Source organism: Sphingobacterium sp. UBA1897 (assembly GCF_002337775.1).
Lineage (GTDB): Bacteria > Bacteroidota > Bacteroidia > Sphingobacteriales > Sphingobacteriaceae > Sphingobacterium > Sphingobacterium siyangense.
Window position 1 is genome coordinate 42,235 of the sequence record NZ_DDGR01000020.1, and the last position, 6,881, is coordinate 49,115.

At 40.9% G+C, this 6,881-nt stretch carries 6 protein-coding genes; all 6 read left to right on the forward strand.

The window, feature by feature from the left end; genetic code table 11:
* The first annotated feature begins 6 nt into the window (after nucleotides 1–6).
* The 6 genes from B4N43_RS12280 to B4N43_RS12305 all read left to right on the forward strand — a co-directional run bounded on the left by B4N43_RS12280 (nucleotide 7) and on the right by B4N43_RS12305 (nucleotide 6,565).
* Nucleotides 7–3,591 (forward strand): response regulator, encoded by a 3,585-nt coding sequence (locus B4N43_RS12280; protein ID WP_286734973.1) that lies wholly within the window; start codon nucleotides 7–9, stop codon nucleotides 3,589–3,591.
* A gap of 7 nt (nucleotides 3,592–3,598) precedes the next feature.
* Nucleotides 3,599–3,970: a response regulator gene (locus B4N43_RS12285; RefSeq protein WP_145331363.1), complete on the forward strand. Its 372-nt coding sequence runs from the start codon at nucleotides 3,599–3,601 to the stop codon at nucleotides 3,968–3,970.
* A gap of 2 nt (nucleotides 3,971–3,972) precedes the next feature.
* Nucleotides 3,973–4,344 (forward strand): response regulator, encoded by a 372-nt coding sequence (locus B4N43_RS12290; RefSeq protein ID WP_070568401.1) that lies wholly within the window; start codon nucleotides 3,973–3,975, stop codon nucleotides 4,342–4,344.
* Nucleotides 4,345–4,554: 210 nt separating this feature from the next.
* On the forward strand, nucleotides 4,555–4,884 hold the full coding sequence (locus B4N43_RS12295) for a hypothetical protein (RefSeq protein WP_286734976.1): 330 nt from the start codon (nucleotides 4,555–4,557) through the stop codon (nucleotides 4,882–4,884).
* Between the two features lie 433 nt (nucleotides 4,885–5,317).
* Nucleotides 5,318–6,199 carry a DJ-1/PfpI family protein gene (locus tag B4N43_RS12300; RefSeq protein WP_286734978.1) on the forward strand — a complete coding sequence of 294 codons (882 nt, stop codon included), beginning with the start codon at nucleotides 5,318–5,320 and terminating at the stop codon, nucleotides 6,197–6,199.
* Nucleotides 6,200–6,307: 108 nt separating this feature from the next.
* Nucleotides 6,308–6,565, forward strand: a complete 258-nt coding sequence (locus tag B4N43_RS12305; RefSeq protein ID WP_088161288.1) for a hypothetical protein — start codon at nucleotides 6,308–6,310, stop codon at nucleotides 6,563–6,565.
* Nucleotides 6,566–6,881: the final 316 nt, after the last annotated feature.

Here is a 6,881-nt window from a genome sequence, read left to right on the forward strand (position 1 = left end):
CAGGCAATGCCAAAACGTTTTTTAAGAGATCTGCAGATCGGCTTTGGATTTTCACTGGCCCTGTTATTGACCAGTTCGACAGCATCATATCTAAGTATCCGTAATCAGATCCATAATAGTCAAATGGTTGATCACAGTAGACGTGTTATTGCACGCTCGAACAGAATTTTGATCGACCTGCAAAATGCCGAGACTGGACAGCGGGGGTTTCTGCTCACCGGAAGAGAACATTTTCTGGAACCCTATTATAGCAGTTCCCGCTCCCTCCCTCAGTCAATTGCCACCGCCCGTGACCTGGTATCGGACAATCTCCCGCAGCAAAAAATAATAGATAGCATCGGCCAGCTGGTCGAGTCCCGATTGAATAAACTGGCCGGACTGGTTAACATAAAAAAGGCCCGGGGTACGGTGACCTTAGAGGACATGGAGGAGGGCAAGAAATATATGGACAGATGCCGTGCGCTTCTCGCCAGACTTGTGGACAATGAGGAGAAATTGCTCGACAGTAGGTCCGGAAGGCTCAATACGGCATCAACATTGACTTCACTTTTTGTGATCATCGCTGCGATTTTTTCGCTGTTCATTACCATATTTTCTTATATAAGGCTTAGAAGGGACCTGGCGAAACGGGTACAGCTCGAACAAGACCTTAAGAAAAAAGATAGGGAGATCACCCAAAGACTCGTCGCAACACAACGTATTGCGGGACAGATTGCTGCCGGAAACTATTCGGTTAAAATCAATGACCAGGAGCATGATGAACTAGGAAGTTTAGCCGGTTCACTGAACAATATGGCAGATTCGTTAAAACAATCTTTCGATGAACTTAGCGACAATGAATGGCGCCAGACCGGGCTCGCCTTGCTAAACGAAGTTTTAGTCGGCAACAAAGTGAAAGAAGATCTAGTTTCCGATGCATTGCAAATCTTAGTCACTTATGGGGAATGTGCCAACGGCTCCCTTTATATCCTTGAGCATACGCAGCTAGCACTGATAGGAGCCTACGGCCATGAAGATTCGATGCGGCAATTTATCGCACCCGGAGAAGGCGCTGTCGGTCAAGCGTTTGTGGACGGCAAAGTACGGATCATAGAAAATCCATATCCTTCGAAAAATGTGGTCAGTTTTACTGCAGGATATTTACCCCTGCATTCGATCTTATTACTTCCAATTTTTGATGGTCACACCTGCATTGGTGTTATTGAACTTGGTTCTTTCAGGAAATTCAAGGAACCCCAGATGCCCTTTTATAGAGAAGCGGGCCGTCATATTGGTGCAGCGATTGTTGCAGCTCAGGCGCGGCTGAAAGTACAGCAGCTGCTTGAAGAAACGCAATCGCAGACAGAGGAACTTCAGGCACAGCATGCCGAGCTGGAAAATCTCAATGCAAATCTTGAAATCCATACCCAAAAACTCCAGACGTCCGAAGAAGAACTACGCGTACAACAGGAAGAACTGCTGCAAGCCAATAAAGAACTGGAGCAACGCTCTGCAATGCTAGAAGAAAAAAATATACTGATAGCAGACCGAAATCAGGAAATTCAGAAAAAAGCGGAAGAACTGGCGCGGAGCACGAAATATAAGTCAGAATTTTTGGCAAATATGTCACATGAGCTGCGTACACCGCTCAATTCAATTTTGCTTCTATCACGCCTAATGTCGGATAATCCCGAAAAGAACCTGACAACCGAACAGATTGAATCGGCCGAGGTGATCCAATTATCGGGAAAAAACCTATTGACCCTTATCGACGAAATTCTCGATCTTTCAAAAATTGAGTCCGGTAAAATGGAACTCGATTATCAGCAGGTTGCAATTTCGGATCTGACAAAAGACCTGGACAATCTATTTTCTCCGATTATAAGGGAAAAAGCACTCTCATTTACAATAAAATTGGCAGACAACCTGCCAAAGACAATACGTACTGACCGCCAGCGACTGGACCAGATCCTACGGAATCTATTATCGAATGCCATCAAGTTTACGAAAGAGGGACAAGTCACACTTTCCGTCTTCCCAAGCGAGGCACAAGATGGACAGATTGCTTTTGCCGTAACTGACACCGGTATAGGAATTGCACCGGACAAACAGGACGTCATTTTTGAAGCTTTTCAGCAGGCTGACGGATCCACACGGCGTAAATTTGGCGGGACAGGTCTTGGGCTTTCGATCAGCCGTGAACTCTCGCGTCTGTTGGGCGGAGAGATCCGTTTAAGTAGCCAGGAAAAAAAAGGAAGTACCTTTACCCTTTTAATTCCCGAAAATCAGGAAGAAAATACTGTTCCGACAACGGAAGAGCTTATACAGTCCATTGCGGAAAACATCGAAGAAACACAGGACATCATAATGTCCAGTAATCCGCATACCGTTGACATTATCCCGCCGGATGTTGATGATGACCGGAATGATATAAAAGAGGACGATAAAGTGATATTGATCGTGGAAGATGATGTTAATTTTGCTAAAGCGCTGCTTAGGTATACCCGGCAGCAAAAGTATAAAGGGGTAGTTATCGTGCGTGGAGACCAGGCAGCTGATGCAGCGATAAGGTATAAGCCTACGGCGATTTTATTGGATATTCAATTACCTGTAAAAGATGGGTGGCAGGTTATGGCAGAGATTAAAAACAATCCAATTACACGTCCGATTCCAGTCCATGTTATGTCATCTTTTGAAGTTAAACGGGAAAGTCTGCTCCAAGGGGCTATCGATTTTATGGATAAACCTATTGCGCTGGAACAAATGGCGCAGATGTTTATAAAAATTGAGGAAGCACTTGCCCGGAATCCGAAAAAGGTGCTTATTGTAGAGGAAAATTCAAAACATGCAGCAGCACTTGCTAACTTTTTGGAAAGCTATGATATCATTTCTGAAATAAAGACTACCGTTACAGAAAGCGTCGACAGTCTCTATTCTGATAAAGCAGATTGCGTTATACTGGACATGGGCGTTCCGGGCAATATGGGATATGACACATTAGACTCGATACGACAAAAACCCGGTTTAGAAAATATACCTATCATTGTATTCACAGGGAAGAATCTTTCGAAATCTGAAGAGCTAAAATTGAAGCAATATGCCGATTCGATTGTCATCAAAACGGCAAATTCCTACCAGCGAATACTGGACGAAGTTGGACTGTTTTTGCATTTAGTAGGAAACCATCCTGGTGAAGAATGGTCAAAAAAATCGTCTTTAGGAACCATCAGAGAAGTACTGCAAAATAAAAAAGTTCTTATCGTCGATGACGATATACGCACTATTTATTATCTCTCTCAAGCGCTTGAAAGGTATCAGATTAATGTTGTTTCTGCAATGGACGGAAAGGAAGGTCTAGACAAAATTGAAGAACACGATGATATTTCTGCTATTCTTATGGATATGGTGATGCCCGAAATGGATGGGTATGAAACGATTAAAATGATTCGTCAAAATCCCCATTATAGTGAAATACCGATAATTGCCATAACAGCAAAAAACATGATCGGTGACAGGGAAAGGTGTATCATAGCCGGGGCCTCTGATTATATTTCAAAGCCCGTGGATACCGATCAATTGCTTTCATTATTACGTGTATGGTTATACAACTGATTAAAATATGGACAATAAAAAATTGATTCTGATCATCGATGATGAACCTTATAATATTTTTGCCCTAAAATTGGTTCTTAAGTCAAAAGGTTATGCTGTACTAAGCAGTGCTTCCTTAGCAGGAGGGCTTGAAATACTCCATCAGCATAAAAATATCAATATCGTGCTGATGGATATGATGATGCCTGAAATAGATGGATATGAAGGCATTGCCAGGATCAGGGGATCCAGCGAAATATTTAACGATGTTACCATAATTGCGGTTACTGCTCAGGCCATGTCCGGTGACCGGGAAAAATGCCTAAGTGCTGGCGCAGATGGTTATATTTCTAAACCTATAGATATCGACGAACTTATTCCGCTGATCGAAAAATTTTAAGAATGGAAAAGAAGAAAATATTATTGTTTGACGATGACAAACAATTGCTGGAGATGATTTCTATGATATTGGAGAGCTTCGGATATTCAGTAGCTGTGTCCTCTACCTCCCACGACGTGATAGAAAAGGTTACTGAGACAAAGCCTGACTTAATTTTAATGGATAACTGGATACCATCCATTGGAGGAATTGAAGCGACTCAGTTACTCAAAAACCATCAGGAATTCAAGAGAATACCGGTAATTTATCTTTCCGCGAACAAAGATATAGAAAGCTTGGCTAAACTGGCAGGAGCTGATGACTACCTGGAAAAACCATTCGACATCGTCGATCTGGAGAAGGTGATCAATAAAATGCTAAATTTAAATTATTAAGATCTTTTACTCCCCAAAAATTTATCAATCTGGGGCACCAATTTTATTATTTTAGGGATTAACGACATACTTGATATTTGCACTAATGCTTTACCTGGTATAGACACTATGCTATCACAGCGATTTCAAGTATTAAACGATCTATATTGCGTAGTTTATCAGTTAACGAAACCGATCCCAAGAAGGTTCACTTTATATATTTATTAAAAGATGAATAAAAACCAAATTACGCAGGATCGGTATCAAGGTATACTTATCGTTGCATTCGCAATTGTTGCACAACAGGGGCCCGAGGATCTTCCGAACGATGTGCCGGACAATCCTGAAGAGGAAATATTTGAAAATGAACCCGATGAAACTCCAGAAATGCCCGATCAGGATGATTTAGGCATCGACGAAGAACTGGGAAACGAAGAAGAAAATGAATTTCCTGAAATTGACGAACAGGAAGACGACGAAAGAGAGATTGATGAACGAGAGATTGATGACCGTGAGGAAGCCAACGACGGAGAGTTAGCTAACGATGGAAGAACCATTTAAGATCAAACTGTCTTTTCATTTTATGAAATAACCAACGCGTTAAAGCTATATTTGACCGTTGGTTATTAAATGGATACAACATAGGCATCTGCCATCCCCTCTCCTATAGGCATCAAAGCAACCTTTCAAATTGAACTCAGAGGCTCGAACTGCATCAAAATGTGCTCCAGTAATGGAACTTTTATTTTGGACATCTGCTCCATGATAATTTTTGAGATCTGCTGACAACTCATTTTACCCTGCGAGACTACCTTTTTTTCTTCAGCCATGACCGTTTGACGACTTTGTTTGGGTGCTGTTTTTTTACAAATATTTTTTAGGCGAAACAGCACGGGTTTGGATATTGTTATCTCTTAAAGATTTATAAAATGTGGAAAGTTTGACATTCGAAGCTTTTCAATAGCACGAATTACAAACAATAAAAAATAGTACTATGTCATTATTTTCAAACGATTTGAGCAAAGAGCCTGTATTTGACGGCATTGGTTACGAACCTTCTTTTTTTTCAAGAAAGACGATGGTTACGACCAAGACAAATTACAGTAAAAAAAAGTACAGTGATATCAACAAGGACACCCGAAAAAAGATTCTTGTGCTCTGCACAGAAGAACGGTATATGACCATGAAAAATGGAAAGAAGTTTTCAACGGGCAATCATCCGGTCGAAACACTGGTTCCCATTCTTCATTTTGAACAGGCTGGATTTGAGGTTGACTTCTACACACCAACAGGTGCTCCTGTAAAATTTGAGATGTGGGCTATGCCGTATGAAGATGAAAACATCGGTAAAATCCTCGACAAGTATAATACGCAATTTTCAAACCCGCACAACCTGAGAGATTTTATAGCTGACACGAATAAAGGATATGTTGATTACGTTGCCGTTTTTATCCCGGGCGGGCATGGCGCAATGCTCGGACTACCTGAAAATAATGATGTCAAAGAACTTATCAAATGGGTAATAGCGGAAGATAAATATCTCTTGGCAATCTGCCATGGCCCCGCAGCGCTCTTAAGCGTAGCAGATTGCGGAGACGCTGAGTTTCCTTTTAAGGGATATAAGATTAATTCGTTTCCTGATGAAATGGATAAGGCTTTGCCAGAAAGTGGATACCAGCCCGGCGAGATGCCCTGGTTTTATGGCGAAAAACTCAAACAGCTTGGGATCGAAATTTTGAATAAAAAAATTGCCGGCGATTGTCACGTTGACAGAAAATTAATTACCGCAGATAGTCCGTTAGCAGCTGATAAATTCGGGAAACTCTGCGCAGATGAACTTCTCGCCTGTGAAAAATCAGAACTGGAGCATGAATAGGTAGCGTAAGCCATATGGATCATTGCAAAGTCTTTGCCAACGTTTTCAAAATTTGAGCTATTATTTTAACAACTATTTTCTATCAAGAAATAAAGAATATTTTAATCTATGACAAAAACTAAAATATATAAAGATATACCGGTTATTTTAACAACGGAAACAGAACAGTTATTTGATTTTGAGTTAGGTGAAAGTGGTCAGGTAGGCCAATATGCCAAAATATCGTCTGAAGGATACGAACTAATTATAGCAGAGGATTTAAGTTACCTGGACGGAGATATGCCCGAGAAATGGAGGCAACCCGCTGTTCAGAAACTACTTGCTTTAGTAAGGGATGATAACAAAACAATCGGTGATTTAAATTAATTTTTTTCAAATACAAGGCTCCCTTATTAACCGACAAGGGAGCCTTTCTAAAAAAGTTGAGTTCGTCGCTTCGGCCTTACAATTACTTTTATTTAAATGAGAGCTTATTCAAAATGGTATTGTCTAAGACCAGCTTAACTTATAAAAAAGAAAAAGGCCACTTAAACAGTATCCAAGTGGCCTTAAAATCTTATATTATAATCTGTTTTATTTTGCTTTAGCCTTCTCTGCCTCGATCTGCTTTACAAACTCTACAGTGACGTTCGCTAATTCGGCTATCTCCGATATCGAACACTTATTCGAAGACAAAAGATTT